Source organism: Nakamurella sp. A5-74 (genome assembly GCF_040438885.1).
Lineage (GTDB): Bacteria > Actinomycetota > Actinomycetes > Mycobacteriales > Nakamurellaceae > Nakamurella.
The window spans coordinates 799542-818298 of sequence record NZ_CP159218.1 but is presented as its reverse complement, the minus strand read 5'-3'; the positions used below and the strand labels follow the sequence as shown (position 1 = coordinate 818298).

Genomic DNA, 18757 nt, shown 5'->3' with positions numbered 1-18757 from the left:
CGCTCCTAGTGTCGATCGCATGGAAGAACTCGACGTCGCGCGTGCTCCGGTGGACGTCATCCTCCCGTGCCTGGACGAGGCCGCCGCCATCCCCGGTGTGCTCGCGTCCCTGCCTGCGGGTTGGCGAGCGGTACTGGTCGACAACGGCTCCGTGGACGGCAGCGCGTCGATCGGCGCGAAGCTCGGCGCGACGGTCGTCCATGCGCCGAACCGCGGATACGGGGCAGCAGTGGACGTCGGCCTCTCGGCGTGCACCGCCGAGTTCGTCGCGGTGATGGACTGCGACGGCTCGCTGGACGCCGCGGAGCTGCTCCCACTGCTCGACCTGGTCCGTCTCGGGGATGCGGACATCGCCTGCGGCGCACGACGTCCGGTCAGCGCAGGAGTGTGGCCGTGGCACGCGCGGCTGGCCAACAGTGTGCTGTCCGCGATGATCGGGCTCGGTGGGCCACGGTTGCACGATCTGGCTCCGATGCGGATCGCCCGTCGACAGACCTGGGTAGCGCTCGACGTCCGGGACCGGCGGTGCGGATACCCGCTGGAGACCTTCCTGCGCGCCAAGCAGCAGGGTCTGCGGATCGTCGAACGGGACGTCAGCTACCGGCGCAGGGCGGCCGGGACCCGATCCAAGATCAGCGGTACGGCCCGCGGCAGCTGGATCGTGGCCAAGGATTTCGCCGGAGTGCTGCTGCAGAGCCGCTCCTGGGATCGTGCCGAGAGCACCCGCCCGACCTCGGTCGCCCGGTGACTCGCACCCTGCTCGTCGTCGCCAAGGCTCCGGTTCCGGGCCTGGCCAAGACCCGCCTGATCGGAACCCTCACCGCGCAGGAGGCTGCCGAGCTGGCCTCGGCCGCGCTGCTCGACACCCTGTACAGCTCGCTGGCAGTGCCGCGCGCCCGCGTCGTCGTCGCGGTGACCGGCGACTTCCGGCAGGCGATGCGTTGCGAGGAGCTGCTCCCCGCACTGCGCCACTGCGCCGTGGTGGAACAACGTGGAAGCACCTTCGTGCAGCGGCTGGTGGCCGCCCACGCGGATGCCGGAGCCTTCGGTGGCCCCGTCCTGCAGGTCGGGATGGACACACCCCAACTCACGGAGCCCCTGCTCGACGCGTCGTTCGACACGCTTGCCGACACCGACGCGGTGCTCGGACGCGCCGAGGACGGTGGTTGGTGGGCGCTCGGACTGCACGATCCCGGGCACGCCGCCGCGCTGGCCTCGGTGACGATGTCGACCGATCGGACCGGCGACGACACCCTGGCCGCCCTCGCTCGCCGCGGTGTGGCGGTCGCGCTGCTGCCGACTCTCGTCGATGTCGACACCTGGGACGATGCCAGGCACGTGGCCGGCATCGCCCCCGCCTCCCGCTTCGCCGCGGCGGTCGCTCTGGTGCGGACGCACCCGGCACGGGGTGTGGCATGAGTACCCGCGATCGGGTCACCTCTGCGGTGCGGTCGGCAGTTCCCCCGTTCGCACGACGGTTCCCGCCCATCCCCGAAGAGGGCGACTACACCTCCCGGCTGCGGTCCGTCGACACCACTGTCCGGGTGGGTCGTTGGCTGGGGATCTGTGTACTGGTCTGCTTTCTCACCGGTCTGTACAGCCATTTCGTGCAGCATCCGTTGAGCTGGCTGACCCTCCCGCACCGGCCGGTCTGGATCTACCGGGTGACCCAGGGACTGCACGTCACCAGCGGGATCGCCGCGATCCCACTGCTGGGGATGAAACTCTGGGTGGTGACGCCGAAGTTCTGGCAGCGGCCGCTGTTCGGCGGCATCATCCGGCTCCTGGAACGCGGATCGATCCTGGTGCTCATCGCCTCGGTCGCCTTCGAGCTGATCAGCGGTCTGCTGAACGTCGCCGAGTTCTACCCGTGGACGTTCTTCTTCCCGACCGTCCACTACGCGGTGGCCTGGATCGCGATCGGATCCGTGATCGTGCACATCGCCGTCAAGCTGCCCGTGATCCGCACGGTCCTGGGCGCGGGTGCTCGCGCGAGCGCTGGTGCTCGAGCGAGCACCGACGAACCCGCCAGTCCAGCGAGCGCTCCCCCGGAAGGTGGTCGAGCAAGCGACGAAGGAGCGCGTCGAGACCCCGATTCCGCTGCGATCAGTCCCGACACTGCACCCCCCGCCGATGAAGATGGTCGAGCGAGCACGGAACAACCCGGTGGTCGAGCGAGCGCAGCAAGTCGAGACCCCGACTCCGCTCCGATCAGTCCCGACACCGGCACCGAACGCCGCGACCATCCGCCGGCCCTGAGCCGCCGCGGCTTGATGCTGCTCGGTGCCGGCGCCGTCGGCACCGTCACCCTGGCCACGGTCAGCGACCGCATCCCCGCGCTCTCCCCCATCTCGGTGCTCGCCCAACGCGGCGGATCGGGGCCGCAGGGACTTCCGGTCAACCGCACCGTGGCAGCAGCGGGGGTCGGCGCTGCCATTGCCGCCGCCGACTGGAAGCTGACGATCGTCGGCACCGGAGGTACCGGCCGGAGCTTCACCCTCGCCGAGCTGAGAGCTCTCCCGCAGCGCACGGCCGACCTGCCGATCGCCTGCGTCGAGGGTTGGGCGCGCACCGCGACGTGGACCGGTGTTCCACTGGGCGATCTGCTGGACCGGGCCGGCGTCACCCGCGGTGCGGCGCAGATGGTCTCGCTGGACTCGGGGCTGTACGGCCGTTCGGTGGTGCCGCCGGGTTCGGTGGACGACCCGCTGACCCTGATCGCACTCCAGCTGGCCGGTGAGGATCTGCATCCGGAGCACGGTTATCCGGCCCGACTGATCGCTCCCGGCAGACCCGGTGTGCTGCAGACGAAATGGCTGACCCGGATCGAGGTGGCGTCATGATCACCCGCATCGTGCTGGTCGCGGTCGGCATCGGCCTGGGGGTGATCGGCCTGCTGGAACTCATCGATGCGCTGGCCGGACCGGCCGACTGGTTCAGCTTCGGCAAGTGGTTCCTGATCCCACCGATCCTGTCCGATGCAGTGATCATGCCGGCCGTCGCAGTGGTCGGCTGGCTCGTCCTGCGGTTGCCGTTCGCGGCCCGCGGACCTGCGGTGGTCGGCGGAGTCATCTCGGTGGCGCTGCTGTTCGTGGGTGCGCCGTTCCTCACCCGGCCGGGGTTGCGGCTCGACAACCCGACGTTGCTCGATCGCGATTACCCGACAGGGTTCCTCGTCTACCTCGTCATCCTGTGGGCGGCCATGCTCGGCTGGTGGTTGGTGCGTCGTCGCGGGCACCAACCGGCTCCTTCGGTGCCGGTGACCGAAGGGTCGCCGCTGCGAGGACAATGAGCCTCATGGAAGACGTGAGTATCACCGGCGACATGATCCGCCTCGGACAATTGCTGAAGTTGGCCGGCGCGGTCGACAATGGCGCGGACGTGCGACCGCTGCTGGCCGACGGCGCAGTGACGGTGAACGGCGAGGTCGACACCCGCCGCGGACGTCAGCTGCACCGCGGCGATGTCGTGGTCTTCGACGGCATCGCGGTCCGCGTCAGCTGAGGTCGGCGATGCCGGTCCACGGAATGGAAGCCTCACACGAACCCGATGGCTACCACTGCCCGCTCTGCGCCCTGCTGGTCGGTGTCGAGAACGAATGGAACCGCGCGAGCGACCTCGTCGCCGTCGAACCGCTTGCCTTCGCCCGGATCTCGCCGAAGGCCTGGGTGGATCAACCCGGAAATGCGTTGGTGTGCAACACGGATCACGTCGAGAACCTGTACGGCCTGTCTGTCGCGCAGAACGCTGCGCTGTTCGGCCTCGTGCAACGGGTCGCTGTGGCGATGCACAGCTCCTACGGCTGCGACGGGATCTCGATTCGCCAGCACAACGAGCCGGCCGGCGACCAGGATCTGTGGCACGTCCATGTCCACGTCTTCCCGCGGTACGCAGGCGACGAGCTGTACCGCCGGCACGACGACACAGCCTGGATCGACGCCGCGGTGCGGGCCGGATGGGCTGAGCGACTGCGAGCGGGATTGACCCCACCGTCGTGAGCGGCCACCAGGCAGGAGCTCAGCGCTCCCTGGCCGCCTGCCGGCGCAACCCGTCCAGCAGCAGGTCGAAGCCTGCCCGGAACTGATCGGCATCGTCGTGGCCCTCGAACTCGTCGATGATCGTGTGCAGGAACGGATATGCAGTCGGATCGAGCGAACGCCACTGCGCTACGAAACGGGCGAGGTACTCGTCCCGACCGACCTCGCCACTGACCACTTCCTGCGGGGGATCCTGGCCCATGTCGGCTGCCAACCCGATGACGAAACCCACCACTGCTGACGCGGCATGGAATGTCTCGCGCGCAGTCAGGTGGAGTCGCAGGATCTGCCCACCGATCCGCTCGTACAGCAGCAGTGAGTTCGGTTGGAACTCGGTGTTGCGCATGAAGTAGTTGCCCAGCCAGGGTCGCACGACGGCGGCGTCGTAGAGGGTGACGCCGATCCCGCGGAGGGCATCGATCGGATCGTCCGCGTCGACAAAACGCTCGGTGTCCTCGAGCACGGTCGCGAGCACGTGGTCGGCTGCCCGGTCGAGCAGCTCGTCCTTGCTCTCGACGTACCAGTAGATGCTGCCGACTCCGCCACCGAGCCGGGCCGCCAGCGCCCGGAAGGTCAGTGCCGGCTCGCCCGATTCGTCCAACAGCCTGACGGCCTCGGTCAGCACCGCCTCCATCGAGTGCGATGCACGGCGACGGACGGCGGCTGCTCCTGGGCGATTCGGCGGCATGGTTGCACTCTACCGAACGGGGTTCTATAGTTCGAACCACGTTCGATTATCGAACGTCGTTCGATACTGGAGGTTCCTCATGACCACACCGAAATCCCCCTCACCTGCCGCGGCCGACGCTGTGCCGACCGATCCCGCCACGACCACGGGGTCGCGCTCCTACCCCTCACTGCGGGCCGCCTGGATCCCGCTCGCAGCACTCTGCCTGGCCTTCTTCGTCGAGATGGTCGACAACACCCTCTTGACGATTGCGTTGCCGACCATCGGACGCGACCTGCAGGGCAGCACCACGTCTCTGCAGTGGATCACCGGGGCCTACTCGCTCACCTTCGGCGGCCTGTTGCTGACCGCCGGCTCCATCGCCGACCGGTTCGGCCGCAGGCGGGTTCTGCAGGTCGGGCTGACCGCGTTCGGCCTGATGAGCTTGCTCGTGCTTGCGGTCACGACCACCGGCGAGTTGATCGCCCTGCGGGCAGGTCTCGGAATCGCGGCGGCGGCGACGGCGCCGATCACCAACTCACTGGTCTTCCGCCTGTTCGATGACCAGGCGCTGCGGATGCGCGCCATGACGGTGATGATCGTCGTCGGAATGAGCGGCTTCATCCTCGGGCCGCTGCTCGGCGGGACAGCGCTCACCCACGTCAGCTGGCAGTGGCTGCTGCTCATCAACGCCCCCATCGCGTTGATCGCGTTCCTCGGTGTCCGGCTCGGAGTCGATCCCGACCGTCCTGAGGACCTCACGCGCGACGTTCTGGACATCCCCGGCGCCGCGCTCACCATCCTCGGGATCGGCCTCGCCTGTTACACGCTGACCAGCGGCGTCGAGCACGGCTGGCTGTCCGTACCGACCCTGCTCTCGGCGAGCGGTGCGATCGCTGCCGGCATCGGCTTCGTCGTGCGCGAACGGAGGGCCGCTTTCCCGATGCTGGACCTGCACCTGTTGCACGACAGGACGATCCGCGGGGCGGCCCTGGCTCAGCTCGGCACCTCGATGGCGATGATCGGCGTGCTGTTCAGCCTCGTCCTGCACTTCCAGTACGCCTACGGCTGGAGCCCTATCCGAGCGGGTCTGGCCAACCTGCCTTTCATCCTGACCATGCTGGCCGCCACCCCGCTGACAGAACTGCTCGTGGCGCGCTACGGCCGTCGGGTGGCCTGCCTGATCGGCGCAGTGTCGTTGACCGTCTCACTGGCCTGGTTGTCCTGGGCCGTCGACCACGGCTACCTGATGATCGCCGTCGGCATGGTGATCATGACCGTCGGTCTGCGCACGGTGATGACGATCTGCGCAGTAGGTCTCATCGACGCGATGCCGAGCAACCGGACATCGCTCGGAGCAGCCCTCAACGACACCGCTCAGGAGGTCGGCACCAGCATCGGTACCGCCCTGGTGGGCACGCTCATCGCCGCGCTGGTGGTGACGGTGCTCCCGCTCGGTGCCTGGAGTCCTGCACTCGTGAGCTCCTACTTCCACGGGGAACGCGTTGCCTACCTGGCGCTGATGGTGCTGGTCGGGGTGGTCGCCGTTCTCGGCGCACTCACCATGGACGATTCGCGAACCGCCGAGGAACACCACGATCTTGACGCGGTCTGAGCAGTGAGCCGCTCGGTCAGGATCCGCCGATCCCGTTGTCCCGCAAGAAGTCCTCCCACGGAACGGGCCTTCCCAGATGAAATCCCTGCCCGAAGTCGACGTGCATGTCCCGCAGGGCCAGCGCGGTGGCCTCGTCACCGACGTACTCGGCGATCACCTGTCGACCGGTCCCTGCGCTGAAGGCCACGACCGAGGCGATCACCAGCCGGTCGAAGGTGTCGGTGGTACACGAGCGGACGAACTCACCGTCGATCTTGATGAAGTCGAACGGCAGATGCTTGAGGTAGTAGAACGATGCGTGACCGGCGCCGAAGTCGTCCAGGGCGAGCCGGCAGCCGAGGGCGTGCAGTCGGTCTGCGAAGCTACGAGCCCGCTCCATGTTCGCGATCGCCGCGGTTTCGGTGATCTCGAAGACGAGGTGCTGGGGATCGACTCCGGCCGCCCGGACCAGCTCCTCGATGCCATCGACGAAGTCGAGGTCATTGAGCGAGTGCGCCGAGACGTTCACCGACAACTCGACCGGTCGACCGATCTCCATCGTCTCTGCGAGCATCCTCACCGCCCTCGCGATCACCCATCGGTCGACGGCGGGTGCCAGCCCCATTCGTTCCGCGACGTGCAGGAACCGGGCCGGTGGGATCAGGCTCCCATCGTCGTCGAGCATCCGCAGCAACAGCTCGACCCCAGCCACCTCCCGCGTCCGCAGATCGACGACGGGCTGGACATGCAACACGAATCGGTCGTCGCGCAGCGCGTGCCGGATCCGGGTCGCCCAGCTGACTCGGGCGGCGGCGCGCGGACTGGTGCTGTCCCTGGCGTCGAAGATCTCGTAACGGTCCCGACCGGCGTCCTTGGCGTCGTACATCGTCATGTCCGCAGCCACCAGTAGCTCGGCCGCACTGGTGGTGGCCTCGCTGATCAGCACTGCCCCGACACTGACGGTCAGCGCACGCGAGAACGGTTGCTCGGCGGACGCGGCAAACGCCCGGATGCCCTCCACGATCCGCTGCGACACCTGCTCGGCCTCTGCCCTCCCACCGCGCGGCAGCAGGATCGCGAACTCGTCGCCGCCGAGCCGGGCGACGGTGTCCGAGTCCGGCAGCAGGGTCCGCACCAGATGACCGACCTCCACGATCAGCTGATCACCGACCCCGTGCCCGAAGGTGTCGTTGACCTCCTTGAACTGGTCCAGATCGAGCATCAGCACGGCGCCCTGGGATCCGGTCCGCGCGCACTCCGCGAGGTGTTCCGCCAATGCCAGGTCGAAATTTCGACGGTTGGCCAACCCGGTCAACGGATCGTGGGAAGCAAGATGCTGCAGTTGTTCCTGGAAGCCGCGAATCTCCGCCTCCCGGTTCTGGGCGGCGCTGACGTCCCAGGCCACCACCATGGCGCTGGTGCGCCCGTGGTGGACGAACGGCACGACCGTGACTTCGTGCAGAAGTCCGTTGGCCGTCGCGAACAGCTCGACGTCCCCGCGCTCCCCGGCCAGCGCGCCGCGGTAGAGCGGCTCGAGCAGGGCGATGTTCTCGGCGGAGGAGGTCTCGAACAGGGTCGAGCCGACCCAGCCGTCCATCCGCTCCCGAAGCGTCCCGGCGCCGGCAATCATCTCGTACCGCAGGTCGGCGTCAACGATGAGGACCACGCTGTCGGGCAGCTGGCTCGCGAACAGCTGCCACTGCCGGTCGGCCGCTTCCAGGTCGGCATTGAGGTCGACCAGTTCGCGCTCCCTCGCGGCCAGTCGACGGACTGCGGCCTGCACGAACGGAACGACGATCCAGACGACGGCCATCCACATCACCGCACGGCGCCACCCGGACGCGGGGTAGTCGGCGCCCCCGATCAGCACCAGCGGCACCAGGAACAGCAGACCGGTCGCCACGGCTGCGGCATGCAGTGCCCACCGACTGCCGAACAGGGCGAGCCAGAGCACCGGGACCGTCACGATCGGCGTCAGGACCGACGACGATCCGCCCGACAGATCCAGCATCACCGCGATCACGAGGAAGAACGACAGCGGCGGGATCGCGTGCGTCCAGGATGGCCAGCGTTCCCACGGCAGCACCACCGCGGCCACCAGGACGACGGCGAGCAGGAAGCCGCTGATCACGTACTCGGCGGATTCCCGTTCGTAGGGCGGGAACAACAGCAGCACGAAACCGACGGCGGTACAGACCGCGAACGGCAGCACGGCACCGGTACGCAGCGCAGGGAACTCTCCCGGCTGCTGCGGCGCAGCACTGTGCGATGCGGTGGTGCGGCTCATCCCGTCCCTCCTGTGCGGATCGAGGGTCAGTATTCACCGTGACCTCGGAATTCGGTGCCGTCAGGCGACCTCCGTCGGTACGGCTGTCGCCTTCACCTCAGCCAGAATTTTCGCCATCTCGACCACAGCGGACTCCGGGAACAGGCTCGTCGGACCGGTGGGCGCCTGGTCGGTGAACGGCGATTCGAACAATCTTCCCGGGTCCATCACCCCGTTCGCCGTGAGCTCCTCGACGATCAGGTTGACGAAACGGATCTGGTCGATGCTGAACCGGGTGCCGTCCAGGTAGCCGGCGAACGCCTCGGCCACCGCCTCGCGGTCCAGACCGACCAGAGATCGCACGAAAAGCCCCAAGCCCCCGGTCGACTCGCTGACCCATGCCATGTCCACCCGGTAGCTGCTGTCGCTGTCCCGCAGCAGCTCACCCAGTGCCGTGAGATCTTCTGCGGTGAGCTGCTTGTTGCGTCGAAGTCGTTGCAGCGTCAGATGGTTCTCGTGTTCCAGCAGGTATGCCCGCGCCTTCGCCCGGAATCGTTCGAAGTTCGTGCCCGGGGTGATGCCGGGCAGCACGATCTCGGTGGCCTCACCCAGCTCGTCCGCGAAGTCGGTGTAGATCGGGTTTCGCTTGGTCCTCTCGACGAACCGGATCAAACCGCGCAGCTTGAGCCGCGCGTGTTCCAGCATCGGCAACGTGATGTCGATCCACCATTCATCGCCGGCGACCGACTCCAGCAGGACTGATTGCTCGGCGATCGCCGGAATCGCCGTCCGGCCCAGAAGATCAACCGCAAGCGCCTGGACAGTCTCCCGGATCTTCTCCGCCGCCACAGCGTCGCCTTCCAGCTGCGCGAGCTGGCGCCGCAGGATCAACAGGTCGAACCGCTTCGCCGCTTCGTCGGCGTCCTTGACGCTGGATGGCAGCCCGGCCAGCTCCAGAGCCTCGGCCGCTTCCTCGTTGCTGAGCGATGCCCAGGAGTCAGCTGCGGCGAACTGCTCGACCGACTTGCGGTGCGCCCGTACCAGGACGTTGTCCAAGGTCATGCCCGCAACGAAGTCCCGCAGGGTGGATGCGGTGTCGGCGCGCAGGTCATCGAAGACGTGCGCACCATCCAGCGCGGTCACCAATCCCAGCCGCGACTCGAAGATGCGCTGGGTCAACGACTTCTGCAGGGAGCCCTGCGATCCGGGAAGGTCCTGGCTGAAGAACTCAAGGTTGCCGCAGAAGTCGAACACCAGGAAGTCCTTCTTGTCCGCGCCCGGGCCGAAGAGGTCGGGGCGCAGTCTGGTGCCTCGGCCGATCATCTGCCAGAACTTCGACTTGGAGCGCACCATCTTGAAGAAGACCAGGTTCACCACGTCCGGAACGTCGATACCGGTGTCGAGCATGTCGACGCTGATCGCGATCTGCGGGTCTTTGCCGGGCACGGAGAAGTCGTCGATGAGGCTCTGTGCGTACGGCGTCCCATGGGTGATGATCCGCGCGAGATGCCCTGCATACTCGGGCCACTGGAGGTCGAACCGTTTCTGGATGAACTCGGCGTGGGCCTGACTCTTGGCGAAGATGATCGTCTTACCGATCCGGTCCCCGCCCGCGACCTTGTAGCCGTCGGCCATCAACGAACCCAGGACTTTGTCGACGGTGTCCTCGTTGAACAGGAACCGCATGATCTCCTCGGCGCCGACCTCGCTCGGGATCGCTCCGTCGTCGTCCCAGTCGATCGCGTCCCATTCGTCTTTCTCCTCATCGGAGAGGTCGTCGTACTTGATGCCCTGTCGGAGGAACTTCGTCCCGACCGCAACACCCTTGGGCGGTACGAGATACCCCTCGGACACGGCCTCTTCGAGACTGTAGGCATCTGTCGGGACACCGTCCTCCAGGTGGAAGAGCCGGTACGTGTTGTGGTCGACCTCGTCCTTGGGGGTGGCTGTGAGTCCGACGAGCAGCGAGTCGAACCAGTCGAAGATCGCACCGTACTTGGCGTACACCGAGCGGTGCGCCTCGTCGATCACGATGAGGTCGAAGTAGCCGGGCCCGAACTTCCGGGTGCCGTCGAGCTGGTTGATCAGGTTCAGCATCGTCGGATATGTGGAGACATACACCCGGCCGTCGACGGCCTTCTCCGTCACCAGGTTGACGGTCGTCACGCTGGGCAGGTGGGTCTTGAAGGCATTGGCCGCCTGGTTGACGAGCGCAGTCCGGTCGGCGAGGAAGAGCACACGCTTGCACCAGTTGGCCTTCATCAGCTGTTCGACGAGCGCGATGACGGTGCGGGTCTTGCCGGAGCCGGTCGCCATCACCAGCAGGGCTTGTCGCTGCTTGCGATCGAAGGCATCGCCCACCGCCTTGATGGCGCGGACCTGGTAGGGCCGGCCGGCGACGGCCGCATCGACAATCCCCGTGCTCAACGGCAGCCTGGTGGTGCGTCGTTGGATCAGCAGATCCAGTTCGTCGCGCGTGTAGAAACCCTGGATCTCCCGCGGCGGATAGCCGCCCTTGTCGTCCCAGAGCCAGTGCTGATAGCCGTTGGTGTAAAACACGATCGGTCGTCGACCGAACTGCTGCTCGAGGCAGTCTGCGTACAGTTTCGCCTGCTGCTGACCGTGCAAGGCACTTTTCGTGGTGCGCTTGGCCTCGACCACCGCGAGCGGCAGCCCGTCAGCACCCCACAGCACGTAGTCGACAAATCCCTTGCCCGGCCCGTTGGGCATACCGGTGACGGGATACTCGCGATTCTGTTTGTCCACGAGCGGCCAGCCCGCCTCGTTCAGCATCAGATCGATGAACAGATCCCGAGTTTCCGCCTCGGAGTAGTCGTGATCGTCGACCTTCTGGTTCGCCGCCTGCGCGGCCGCGATCTGCGCTCGCAGCTTCGCGATCTCGGCCTCGTGGGCGAGCAGCAGATCGTTCTTCGCAGCCAGCTGTTGGGCGTGGGCTTCGTCCTGGACCTTGAATTTCTGGAACAGCGCGCCGATCTCGTCGCGGCTGAGCGGTGCGGCCTTGGCGGCCAGCGCCGGGTCGAACTGGGACCCGGTCGGCGAAAGCTGCGGAGCAGCCGAGTGGTGGAAGGTCGCCCAGACCATCACATCGAACAGCTGCTGCACGACCTGGAGCGCGGTGTGCGGCGAGATCGGCTGGCTCTTGTGGACAGCGTTGTTGCCCATCATCCGGATCAACGTCAGCTTCTGGGTGATTCCGAGACCGGTGATCTTCTTGAACCCCGGCGCATCCGTGCGGGCAGCCAGGTCCTTCTTGTACGGCTGCGGGAGATCCAGCACGTCGTACAGCCGCTCGACCAGCAGCTCGATGGCGCGCCGACTGTAGAAACACACCGACCGCGGGTCGCTGCTGAGGTACGACTCGGCTCTGGCGCAGTCGCCGTATACCGACGGCATCGCCGTCCTGAGAAAGGCGAAGTTGCTCATCCGGGACCCCCGCGTTGACCTTTGACGACTGCGTAGTGGGCTACGGCAGCTCGGGTACTGCGCCACACACCATCTGCGCTCTGGACGGCTTCGAGTCGCCCTCGCTGGGCTGCTTGTCGGAGGGCGGCCACCGAGAACTCGGCGTCGGCCAGCGCAGCCAGTGGTACCAGCCGGGCCGGGCCGGCAACCGCCGGAACGATGAATCGGTTCAGGTTGTCGAGCATGCCCCGGGCCAGAATCTCGCCGAGGGCACCGTGGTCTCCGTCATCGCTGCGCTGCAGCGCAGTCAGATAGCCGGGTCGCTGCTGCTTCAGCACCACCACCGGTGGAAATCCTGACCGGACGAGCACCAGGTTGAGAGCAAGACGTCCCGTTCGCCCGTTGCCGTCGAGGAACGGGTGGATCTGCTCGAAGCCGGAATGCAGCTCGGCCAGCAGTTCCGGGACGGGGATCGCATCAGACTGCCGGTCCACCAGCGCTTCCCGGCTCGCGTTCACCTTGTCGACCCAACCCGTCAGCTGAGCCGGTACCAACGGCCAGGTCGGCGGGACCATCCCGCTGCCGAACGGCGCGATCTCGTGTTCGCGGAACTGACCGGGCACCTCCCGCTCGGTGGCATCCGGATGCGGCGCGACCTGCCAGACGGGGCCGAGTGCCAACTCGTGGATGCGCCGAATTTCGGTGACGGTGATGAGCACGGCGTCGGGGTCATTATCCGCTTCGACCGCTTGGCTGTAGACCCAGTGGGCGGCAGCCGCGTATCCCTGCACCTCCAGGTATTCCTTGAGCGGCTTCGACCCGACGGCCCGGCCACGGTCGAGCAGTGCCTCCACTTCACGCAAGACGAGGGTGTTGCCCTCCAACGCGGTCGAGTGGTGGGCTTCCAGATGCCAGATGTCGTCCCAGACGAACTTGGCTTCCGTCGGTGACGGAAGGCCGCCGAAGCGGTGGTTGAGCTCGTTGATGGCACTCTCGAGACGGGCGTACACCGTGGCGCGCGACGGCCTGCCTCGTGTCATCTCGCTCCCCCCACGGTGGCCCGATGTTCAGCAGCGTCACCAGCCCGGATCTGAAGTTAATCAGGGCTCTGGCAACCGAATTGATCTTATCAACTGCAGCACGTCAGACGTGGGCTGGATTGGCTACGTCGACAGCCGGGCCGAGCAGCAACTCGCGGGGCATTACTGCGATCAGGACCAGGCCGAACGACCTGGACACCTGAGAGTGCTCAGGCCGACAGGGGAGCCCACAGACCGTCTCGGTCGAATGCGAATCCCTCGGGCGCAGGGTGATCGAGCTCCAACGTCAGCCGCAGATGCGGGGACCCTTCTCGGGCACCCACGCGTTCGACGCGGACCGAGACGTCACCACCCTCGAGCAGCCCACGAAAACTGGGCGCGAGGAACCGCGGCACCCACGCAACCGGGGTGGCGCCAGCGACAATCAGGCACGCATTCGCGTCATGCGCGTTCTCATCTTCGGGGACCACTCGGAGCGTGTCGCTTTCGTGGAGTGCGACAAGCTCCCGTTCTTGTCGGTCCCGAGACACCCGTTCAGATCTGCCATCAAAACGAAGCTCACCGTCCGGGATGTGCCGGACCCCATTGGCGAGGAAGGTCACGCGCGCATTGCCGCCGCGTACTTCGGGCACGACCAAGAACTGGAGTGTGTCGCCCTCTCGATGACCGCCTGAGCTGACGATCTGCTCCCATGGGGTCGCGTCCTCAGGATCGAGCCCCAGTGAACGGATGTAGCTCGCGTAGTCGGGGCGAGACCGAGCGAGCACACGCTGACCGAAGACCAGAGGTATCTCCGCCGATCGGTAGCTTCGCCGCAAGTCGGGCAAGCCGGGGAGCACTCGGAAACCTTGAATTTGGGCTGCCGCCTGGGTGTAGCTGAACGCAAAATCTGAGCCGTGGTGAGTCAAGCGACCGATGGGCGCGATCTCACGCGATTCGGGATGCTGCCACAGCACGAGGAGGTCCGAGCTGAGATGTGAGGCCCGGATCGGCGGGCGAAGATCAGCCAGCAGTGCCGATGCCATCGCGCAACCTCCTCAGGTTCACTCTCAGTAGCTCGATCGTAAACCTACAGGCGGGCCCCGACATCGAAGGCACCTTGATCTCCCCGAGCACCTCTGCCAGCTCGGAGAGATCCAGCTCCATGATGTGCATACGCCACCATGCACGAGCCGCTGGAGACGCCAGATCAAGAGCCCGGCTCGCGGCATCGACCAAGGAGGCGCGGGGTTCGCCCTTCCTGTGTTCCAGACGATGCGCCGTGCCCCTGCGAGCCCACTCTTCGAGACGATCCTGCGTCAGCATCGACTCTCGGTCCGTGTCGGACAGGTTGAACCCGAGGCTTCCACCGTGGTCGAACGAGGGCGCCAGCAACACCTGGCCAGGACTGATTCCCGGATCAAGAACCCCCCAGTTCTCGGTATGCCGGTCTCGGTTCGCGATCAAGGCGTCGAGCACGTGGTAGCCCGCCAACACGTCGAACCCGGTGAACGACTGGTTCAGAAAAGTCGGCGGTGGACCGACATCGACGAGAGCCTGGCGGTAGTTCTCGAGCGTGTGACCCGGTCGCTTGACGTCGGGCCGCGCCGGGTCAACTCCGTGGGCTTCCTCCGTGTGAGGGACGTAGTCAGGTATCAACTCGTTGAGCCACACATTGGCCGGCCAGAGCGAATAGCCCCTTGGCGCAACATCAAGCGACAGCGACCCACGACGTCCATCTCGTACACACAATCGGACGTCGGCGCAGGGCACGCCGAGCGCCCCAGCGACCTGCGAGGCGACCACCTCGGCCCAGTCTTCTCCCTGCTCGACACCGGACGCTTCCAGGATCGTTGTGTTCTTGTGCAACCAGGCACGGCGCGTGTCCGGTTGATCCAGCCAGCGAACAGAGTTCGACCCTCCTTGCTCGATCCAGCGTTCCGGCCAGGTCGAGACGTTCAGGAGCGCCCACCACGCATCAGTTTCATCGGGCCCGGTCATGACTGTTCTGATCCTCGCGATACCGCCGCCGCCTTCGATCGGCAGTGATCAGCACGAACCTGGCAAGGAAGACAAGCCAAAACTTCAGCCATGCCGAGGGCGACGTGTCATTCGAAGAAATCCTCGTCAATCTCGACGACGGTGAAAGTCCGCCTGGTCTGGACGCCGATGCCGTATCGGATCATCAGCTCAGCCAGCCGCGCACCGTCGATCAGCACGACCCGGGTGGCGACGCCGGCCGCATAGTCGATGGCGCCCTTGCTGAACCGGCCGGTGGTGATGAACACGCCCTGGTTGGCCTGTTGGCCGTGCAGCGCACCGACGAAGCTCTGGATGTCGGGGCGGCCGACGGGATTGTCCGGCGCATAGCGCTTCGCCTGCACGTACACCCGGCTGAGCCCGAGGATGTCCTGGTCGATGATGCCGTCGATGCCGTGGTCGTTGGACAGCTGGGTCCGGGTGACGGCGAGGTCGCCGCCGCCGTAGCCCATGCCCACCAGCAGATCGAGCACCGCCTGCTCGAAGAACGCCGGCTCCCGGGCATGAATCCGCAGCAGCAGCTCGTGCTTGACGTCGGCATGGATGCGATCGACACCCGTCTCGACCTGCTCGACCGGATCGAGCTCGGTCTGTGGCTCGGGCTGCGGAGTCTGCTCGACGGCCGCCCACGTGGTCGCTGCGGCGCCGTTGCCCGTCCAGGTGCGAAGGTTCCGCTCGGTGATGCCGTCCGGGTGTGACGCCAGCAGCTCACGGCCAGCAGCGGTGATCGCGTAGGTCCCCCGTGCCGGACGCTCCAGGGCACCCGCCTTGAACAGGTACGTGGTGGCCCACTCAATTCGATTCTGATGACGCAAACCGCCCGAGGGGAGCACCTCTGCCCGCTGGTCGTCCGAGAGCGACTCGGCATCGGCGACCAACTCGCACAACGCGCGGAGTCTGTGGACCTGTCCGTCCAGCGTTGCACGCAAGACGGGCACCATGAAGTAATCCCATGTGGGGAGGGCCATCAGAGCTCTCCCCTGAACGCGCGGGACTGGAGGGAGGCGAAGATCTGATTGATCTGCAACAGTTGCAGTTCAATCCTTGAACGTTGCTGTGCGATCTCAGTCATGCGCAACGAGAAAGTTTCCAACGCACTCCCTGACGGCAATGCTATCGGAATCATTTTCAGCTCGGAGGCCGAGATGTTCGCCTGATTGATGGCACCCTTGGCCATTCCGCGCAGGAGCGCTTTACCATACCTACTGTTCAGGTAGGAGCTGACGAAAATGGATTGGCGCTCGGCGGCGAATCGTACGCGAACCAAGTAGCCTGCCAGAACCAGAGGGATGTCCACATCGACCACCGCGGTCTTTCCTACCAACTCAGGACTGTTTGTCCTGTTGAACAGCAAATCACCTCGGCGAGCTCCGAACTTCTTAAAATCCTTCGCGTCCAGATCAATGTATTTGAGGTCTGTCAGATCCAACTTACCCGATCTGGTGACGTTTCCCATTCGAAGGATCGGGAACTCACCCACGGCACCTGATTTCTCCGAGGTGCCGTACTGGAACGACTCTGCTAGATCCGCGATGGTTGCCATTGACCAGCGCGCAGCCCAATGGCCCGGATCTCCGAAGACGGCTATGAAACACGCCTGCTGAAGCTCGTCGAGCATTGTGAGAGAACGAAGCCGTAGAGCTCGAATGGCCGCCGCCTTGTCGAGGATCGCAGCGATCCGGCGTTGTTCTCCGAGTGACGGAAGAGGGACTTTCAGCGCCAAAAAAAGCTCAGTAGGTAGCGAACGTCGTCGGGCGGTACTTCCGCGCAGCTTCGATTTGTAGTAACTCAGAGCGGCTTCTGACCTCAAAAACTTCTTAATATAATTCGGCGACATGCGCTCAGGGTTTCTCATATCCCACACGCCATAGGCAGGACTCACGATTCCGCGGTCGTAAATGGATTGGAAATCAACGACACCCTCATCGATGGGGAATCCGACAACCAGCTGCCCGCGCTGCACAACTTTGTAGCCCGACACGTCTTCGCTGGCGACGCGCTTCTTGAACTTTGAGCTCTGATCCACGAGTCCGTCGCGCATCGTCATCGAGAGTAACGGGAAATTTCCACTTCCTGCCCGTCTCACCTTTGCGGGAGCAATCAACTCACCAAGCGGAACCATCTTCACGACAGCATCGCCTTCAGCTCGGCAGTTTCTTGGGCGATTTCGCCCTCGAGCTTCTCGATGTCGGCGATGATCTCCAGCGGGGGGCGGAGCTCGGTGTCGTCATGCACAACTTCCTTGTACCGGTTGAGGGACAGGTCATAGCCCTGCGCCACGATGTCGGCCTTGGGCACGGTGAAGCTCTGCTCGGTGCGAGCCCTCTGCTGCTCGGGCGAGTCGGGCTGGGCCAAGGTCGACCACCGGGCCAACACATCCGACAGATCGTTGTCGGCGACAGGATTGCGCTTGTCGTCCAACGAGAACCCGTCGGCGCGCACGTCGTAGAACCAGACGTCGTCGGTGCCGCCGGAGTCGGTCTTGGTGAAGAACAGGATCGCCGTCGACACTCCCGCGTACGGGCGGAAAACACCGGAGGGCAGCTTCACCACGGCGTCGAGCTTCTGCTCCTCGACCAGGATGCGGCGCAGCTCCTTGTGCGCCTTCGACGAGCCGAAGAGCACCCCGTCGGGCACGATCACCGCTGCTCGGCCGCCGGGCTTGAGCAGCTTCAAGAACAGCGCGATGAACAGCAGCTCGGTCTTCTTCGTGCGGACTGTCTGCTGCAGCTCCTTGCTGGTCGCCTCGTAGTCGAGCGAGCCGGCGAACGGCGGATTCGCGAGGATCAGCGAGTACCGCTGCGCGTTCGCGGCGACGCTCTCGGACAGCGAGTCGCGGTAGCTGATGTCCGGGTTCTCGATGCCGTGCATCAGCATGTTCATGCTGCCGATGCGCAGCATCACCGAGTCGAAGTCGAACCCGTGGAACATGCTGTGGTGGAAGTGCTTGCGCTGGGCAGCATCGGTCATCAACGCAGGATGCTGCTTGCGCACGTGTTCGGAGGCGACCACCAGGAAACCGGCGGTACCGCACGCTGGGTCACAGATCTCGTCGGCGGGCTTCGGATCGGTCATCGACACCATCAGCTCGATGATGTGCCGGGGAGTCCGGAACTGCCCGTTCACGCCGGCGCTCGCCAGCTTCGACAGCAGGTACTCGTACAGATCGCCGTTGGTGTCGCGGTCGGTCATCGGGATGCCGTCGAGCTGGTCGACCACCTTGCTCAGCAGCGCAGCCGTGGGGATGGTGAACCTGGCGTCCTTCATGTGCTCGGAGAAGGTCGAGCCGTCGCCGCCGAGCCCTCGGAGGAACGGGAAAACCTGATCGCCGACCAGATGGTGCATCACGGCCGGCTCGAGGTTCTTGAAGTGGCTCCAGCGCAGCTGCTGCTGCCCGGGAAGGAAGATCGGGTTCACCACACCACTACCGGTGAGCTGGGCCTTCTGCTCCGCGAGCGTCTGCAGATCGTCCAGCCGCCGCAGGAACAGCAGGTAGGTGATCTGCTCGATCACCTCCAGCGGGTTGGAGATGCCTCCGGTCCAGAACGAATCCCAGATCCTGCCGATCTTGCCCTTGAGCTCTCCGGTGATCACCCGAGCACCCTATCCAGCGCCGGCTCGACCCAGCGGCATCTCGGCAGCATGCCATCGGCTGACCAGTTCGTTGCCCGACCAGGACAGCCGGATCTGATGCCCAGGAAGCCTGCGCGG

General features: G+C 65.6%; 16 protein-coding genes. 7 read left to right on the top strand and 9 right to left on the bottom strand.

What is annotated here, in order from left to right:
- Positions 1-19 precede the first annotated feature (19 nt).
- Genes ABLG96_RS03665 through ABLG96_RS03640 form a run of 6 tightly spaced genes read left to right on the top strand, consistent with a single transcriptional unit; the run spans position 20 to position 3998 of the window.
- A complete protein-coding gene (locus ABLG96_RS03665; RefSeq protein ID WP_353650062.1) occupies positions 20-748 on the top strand; it encodes a glycosyltransferase family 2 protein in 729 nt (242 codons plus the stop codon).
- On the top strand, positions 745-1419 hold the full coding sequence (locus ABLG96_RS03660; RefSeq protein WP_353650061.1) for a DUF2064 domain-containing protein: 675 nt from the start codon (positions 745-747) through the stop codon (positions 1417-1419). The genes ABLG96_RS03665 and ABLG96_RS03660 overlap by 4 nt, the downstream gene beginning before the upstream one ends.
- Entirely contained in the window at positions 1416-2843 is a 1428-nt protein-coding gene (locus ABLG96_RS03655; RefSeq protein WP_353650060.1) for a molybdopterin-dependent oxidoreductase, read from the top strand. The genes ABLG96_RS03660 and ABLG96_RS03655 overlap by 4 nt, the downstream gene beginning before the upstream one ends.
- A complete protein-coding gene (locus tag ABLG96_RS03650; RefSeq protein WP_353650059.1) occupies positions 2840-3292 on the top strand; it encodes a hypothetical protein in 453 nt (150 codons plus the stop codon). The genes ABLG96_RS03655 and ABLG96_RS03650 overlap by 4 nt, the downstream gene beginning before the upstream one ends.
- Positions 3293-3297: 5 nt before the next feature.
- The gene (locus tag ABLG96_RS03645) at positions 3298-3504 is read left to right on the top strand and encodes an RNA-binding S4 domain-containing protein (RefSeq protein WP_353650058.1); all 207 of its coding nucleotides are present in this window, start codon (positions 3298-3300) and stop codon (positions 3502-3504) included.
- Between the two features lie 23 nt (positions 3505-3527).
- A complete protein-coding gene (locus ABLG96_RS03640) occupies positions 3528-3998 on the top strand; it encodes an HIT domain-containing protein (RefSeq protein ID WP_353650057.1) in 471 nt (156 codons plus the stop codon).
- Positions 3999-4017: 19 nt separating this feature from the next.
- On the opposite strand, the gene ABLG96_RS03635 is transcribed toward ABLG96_RS03640, so the two are convergent.
- Positions 4018-4671 carry a TetR/AcrR family transcriptional regulator gene (locus tag ABLG96_RS03635; RefSeq protein ID WP_353651369.1) on the bottom strand — a complete coding sequence of 218 codons (654 nt, stop codon included), beginning with the start codon at positions 4669-4671 and terminating at the stop codon, positions 4018-4020.
- A 52-nt stretch (positions 4672-4723) separates the two neighbouring features.
- Here ABLG96_RS03635 and ABLG96_RS03630 point away from each other — a divergent pair, with 52 nt between their 5' ends.
- Positions 4724-6319: an MFS transporter gene (locus ABLG96_RS03630; RefSeq protein ID WP_353650056.1), complete on the top strand. Its 1596-nt coding sequence runs from the start codon at positions 4724-4726 to the stop codon at positions 6317-6319.
- 16 nt (positions 6320-6335) lie between these two features.
- Here the strand turns inward: ABLG96_RS03630 and ABLG96_RS03625 are convergent, their stop codons facing one another.
- The 8 genes from ABLG96_RS03625 to ABLG96_RS03590 form a co-directional block, all read right to left on the bottom strand.
- Positions 6336-8585, bottom strand: coding sequence for an EAL domain-containing protein (locus tag ABLG96_RS03625; protein WP_353650055.1), 2250 nt, complete (start codon positions 8583-8585; stop codon positions 6336-6338).
- 60 nt (positions 8586-8645) lie between these two features.
- On the bottom strand, positions 8646-12008 hold the full coding sequence (locus tag ABLG96_RS03620) for a DEAD/DEAH box helicase family protein (protein ID WP_353650054.1): 3363 nt from the start codon (positions 12006-12008) through the stop codon (positions 8646-8648).
- A complete protein-coding gene (locus ABLG96_RS03615; protein WP_353650053.1) occupies positions 12005-13027 on the bottom strand; it encodes a Fic family protein in 1023 nt (340 codons plus the stop codon). Before ABLG96_RS03615 ends, ABLG96_RS03620 begins: the two co-directional genes overlap by 4 nt.
- Before the next feature lie 209 nt (positions 13028-13236).
- Positions 13237-14052 (bottom strand): hypothetical protein, encoded by an 816-nt coding sequence (locus ABLG96_RS03610; RefSeq protein ID WP_353650052.1) that lies wholly within the window; start codon positions 14050-14052, stop codon positions 13237-13239.
- A complete protein-coding gene (locus tag ABLG96_RS03605; protein ID WP_353650051.1) occupies positions 14030-15007 on the bottom strand; it encodes a hypothetical protein in 978 nt (325 codons plus the stop codon). Before ABLG96_RS03605 ends, ABLG96_RS03610 begins: the two co-directional genes overlap by 23 nt.
- Positions 15008-15114: 107 nt before the next feature.
- Positions 15115-16014, bottom strand: coding sequence for a restriction endonuclease (locus ABLG96_RS03600; protein WP_353650050.1), 900 nt, complete (start codon positions 16012-16014; stop codon positions 15115-15117).
- On the bottom strand, positions 16014-17174 hold the full coding sequence (locus tag ABLG96_RS03595; protein ID WP_353650049.1) for a type I restriction endonuclease: 1161 nt from the start codon (positions 17172-17174) through the stop codon (positions 16014-16016). Before ABLG96_RS03595 ends, ABLG96_RS03600 begins: the two co-directional genes overlap by 1 nt.
- Entirely contained in the window at positions 17171-18640 is a 1470-nt protein-coding gene (locus ABLG96_RS03590) for a class I SAM-dependent DNA methyltransferase (RefSeq protein WP_353650048.1), read from the bottom strand. The genes ABLG96_RS03595 and ABLG96_RS03590 overlap by 4 nt, the downstream gene beginning before the upstream one ends.
- Positions 18641-18757: the final 117 nt, after the last annotated feature.